Origin of the sequence: Shigella sp. FC1967 (assembly GCF_001743005.1) — a bacterium.
Lineage (GTDB): Bacteria > Pseudomonadota > Gammaproteobacteria > Enterobacterales > Enterobacteriaceae > Proteus.
In genome coordinates, this window is record NZ_MIIZ01000750.1 from 1 (window position 1) to 3771 (window position 3771).

Annotated in this window: 3 protein-coding genes; all 3 read right to left on the minus strand. The window is 39.7% G+C overall.

The genetic code is table 11. From position 1 onward, the window contains the following. Nucleotides 1-303, minus strand: a 303-nt coding sequence (locus BHE89_RS11930; protein ID WP_141008292.1) for a tetratricopeptide repeat protein, incomplete at its 3' end; no start/stop codon positions are given. A 12-nt stretch (nt 304-315) separates the two neighbouring features. Then, complete coding sequence (gene bcsB, locus BHE89_RS11935) at nt 316-2667, minus strand: cellulose biosynthesis cyclic di-GMP-binding regulatory protein BcsB (protein ID WP_069367386.1); 2352 nt, start codon at nt 2665-2667, stop codon at nt 316-318. Between the two features lie 2 nt (nt 2668-2669). After that, the coding region (locus BHE89_RS11940) for a PilZ domain-containing protein (protein WP_171742495.1) at nt 2670-3771 on the minus strand (1102 nt) is incomplete at its 5' end.

Genomic DNA, 3771 nt, shown 5'->3' on the forward strand with positions numbered 1-3771 from the left:
TTTTTCTCGCCAATACGTTGCTTGCTTTTCATTACCTTGTTGTGCAGTAAAAAATGCCATTAAATACAGCGCATCCTGATTATTGCTTTCCATAATCAGTACTTTTTGCAGTGCTTCTACTGCACGTTCATCATGCGCTCTACCGTGCCAATAATTAGCTTGCTCAATAAGAGAACTGACAATATTTGGGTCGGTTGCTGTTATATTTGCCTCAACAGCGGTTGCTTGTACTTGGCTTGAAACCCCTAGAATGCAACCTGCATAGATGACTTTAACGATGAGATTAAGTGCGTGATTTTTCATCTTATCTCCCTCTTATTTATCTGAACGATGCTGTGATATCTGATGTAAACGACGACTTGAACGACGTTGTAACCAGTAATAAGTCACCAAGCCCGTCAGCGCACAAAAACCAACAGCTAAAAGACCCAGCAAATATACGTGCCGAGAGCTATACCAAAGGAATTGTTGTAAGAAAGGTAAGTCGCCTTGCGAAAAGTGTTCGCCTAAATGGAAACTTTTTACGGTGTCTTTACCACTAATAAGAGTAATATCGCCTTTAATTGCCGCATTTATTTGGGCTAAATTTAAATCATTGATAATCGTTTTTATCGAGTCATTACCTCTAGCTGTCACCAATACAACAACTCTATCGCTTGCCCAAGGTGAGATAAAACTCATCATGCCACGCCAATCTTTCACTGAAGATAAGTAACTTGCAGCATCACTACTTTGAGATAAATAATCACCCGCAATCCAACCTTTTGCTTTATCAATCAATGATTGTGGTTTGATTTCGATATTTTTATTTAAAAATGAGAATGTTTGTTGTGAAAAACGAGCAGGCAGAAATCCCTCACTACTTAATGAACCAATCGCTAAAATGTCGTGTTGTGAGAGGTTATTTTTCTCAAGTTCTTTAGCCCCTAAGAAAACCGAAGCATGAGAAACCGGTGTACCTGTGGCATAACCCGATCTCGCCATTAAGTTCACTAAGGTATAAAGCTCTTCTATTGTTGGATTTTCAGGTAATAGTAGTGTGGTTTGTGAAAAATCCGCACGGCGACTAAATGGGAATGATGCCCCTGAAAAATAAGCCAAGTTCGGCATTCTTGAGTAGTGCCACGTATTTTTAAATTGCAGCGTTGATTGCGGATCAATTCGACTAATCAAATCACTGCCATCCGTTAAAATACACGGTGAATCATCAGGTTCACGTAAATCAAAATAAAACTGTAATTGATTCTGACTATAAATTTGGCGGGGATTTAAATAGAGTGTACTGTTTTGCTCTTCACTCTCCATCCCTAGCCATTGTCTTAGCATACCTAAAGGTTCTGAACGTGCTGGATATAACGCACCTAAGAATTGGTTATTCAAAGAGACAATTAATGAAGAACGGCGACTATTTAGTTTATCCGAATGAGGAAAAACATATTTCAAGTCTAAAGGCAACGCATCACCATCCCACCAAAAGAGATCGGGTGAGACACGAAATGAAAACTGATTCGGTGCATGGTTAATACCTTGGCGAGAGAAGTCATCACTGCCATTGGCTATTTCATTTAATGTTACCGGTTTATTGGTATTTAACCAACGAGGCGCATCGTAATCCTTACTTATTGCAATTGTTTGAGATGGCACCACTAAGTGATCGTTTTGAGGTAATTTGTCGTTATTTAACGCCCATACAGCTTGGCGAAGAGATTTTTCATTATCACCGCTGATCAGCAATAATTTAAAAACAGGATCGACTGGATTATCAACAAGAGTTAATTGTCCGCTATTTCCTGAAGGCAGTTTAATACCCGCAATAGTTTGCCCTGAATAGCCGACCAAAATGCCATCACTTTCAGGTAACTGATTCATTAAAACGGGTAAATCAACTTGTTTAATATCATGACTAAAACTGCCAAACCATGATGCTGCAATAGCTGCGGTTGTTACTTCTGCATGGTCAGGTTTATCTGACAATATGATAGGTAACGAGGTCGCTGTCATTCTGTCAGGATCAAAGAACGGTAGGGGCAATCGTTCCAGACTATACCCGCCATTAATCCAGCGACCTCGATAATCTAATGATGAATCTGGTGAAATAACTAGACTTAACTCTTCAGCCAATGGCGGCATACACTGATTTTCATCCAATGCATCACGACTGGCTAAGCGAAAACTGAGGTTATTCACGTTCGTCAACATCATTTCAGGAATTTCTAAAACATATTCATGCTCTTGCCCACCTTCTTCTAAAGGTAGAAATCCCAGAGGTTGACCATTTAGCATTAAGTGAAGTGTCTGATCAGATTGAATTAATCCTTGGGAAGCTTTCACTTTCATCGTTAATGTGGCGTTATCAATAAATAAATCGTTCGCCATATTAAAAGTGACACCAGAAAGTAATTTTCTTCCTGATAACACGATAGGTGATGGACTGCCCATCTGTGCCAATGTTAATTGCTCTTCAATATTACGCGCGTCAGACAATACACCACCTTCACGTTGGATCGGGTTATTCGCATTTTGTTGCATTGGCGAATATGTATAAGAAGTCGGGTCAGGTAAAAACGCCCCTTCTAGCGCTAACATTCCGGTCTCTGCTTGAGAAAGATTAATACTAGCGATCGCTATCGCCGTCAGGCTTAGCATTAATGTCAATTTCTTTTTCATGCTTAGTCATCCCCGCTAATAGATTGCACAGAGAGTGAGGCTTTTGCTTTCGTTCTTGTTGCTGGCGCTTTCACTTTTTGGCGACGACCAAAGAACAGTTCAAAAATACAACGTGTAATACCTGCCAATTCTTTAAATGGCTTATCTTTATAATCAGCTTGATGGATCCATGCATCAGCACGACCAAAGACAATGCGTACCAATTTACGACGAAGGTTTAAATCAATAGGTAAGAATTCAAGACGAAGTTGATTGTTTTCTAAGCTCACCATATCAACCGGAACGGTCACGGCATCTCGTTGCACATTTAGAGTGATGGAAGTGACATTGCGTTGGCGAAGCTCAGACATCTTATTCACAGCAATGCGAACGCCACCCATTGAAATATCTTCCGTGGTCGTTGTTAACTCAGCACCATCATCAAAATGTAACGTGATCGGTAGTGATGCATTGATTCGAGTATGCTTACGAATTTGTCGCGTCTCTTTACCCACCGCAATAGAAGCAAGAATGATAAATAAGCTGTAAGTGGCCCAAGCAAGGTTTAAAACAATAACCAGTGGATCAATACCTTGGAAATCATTTAATAGGTAACGGACAACAACCCATGAAATCCCTGTGATCAAAAGAAGTGCAGTGATAATTAATGGACGCACAGTGAGGTAATCCATATAGCTTTTATCAAGCAAGTCACCTTTATCTGTTACGTTAAATTTGCCTAATTTTGGTGAAACTAAACTCAGTAAGGTCGGTAGTACTAAACTAAATGCCATGACAGTTTCATAAATTTCCCCCCAAAAAGAGTAACGGTATTTACCAATATTTTTTGAATTTACGTAAACCGACATAATTAAGTGTGGCAATGCATAGGCAAATATCATGCTTGCGGATGAAGCGATAATATTCAGGTTAAATAACATAAACAGTAACGGTGCAGTCAAGAAAATGATGCGAGGTAAACCGTACTGAAAGTGGAGCATGGCATTGAGATAACATAAACGCTGAGGAAATGTTAAACCTCGACCCAACATTGGGTTATCAACGCGGAATATCTGAGTCATTCCTCTAGCCCAACGAATACGTTGGTTAACATGTAATGCTAAA

Bases quoted from the DNA above. Each gene is read 5' to 3' on its own strand.
- bcsB (WP_069367386.1), bottom strand. From the start codon at position 2,667: ATGAAAAAGAAATTGACATTAATGCTAAGCCTGACGGCGATAGCGATC.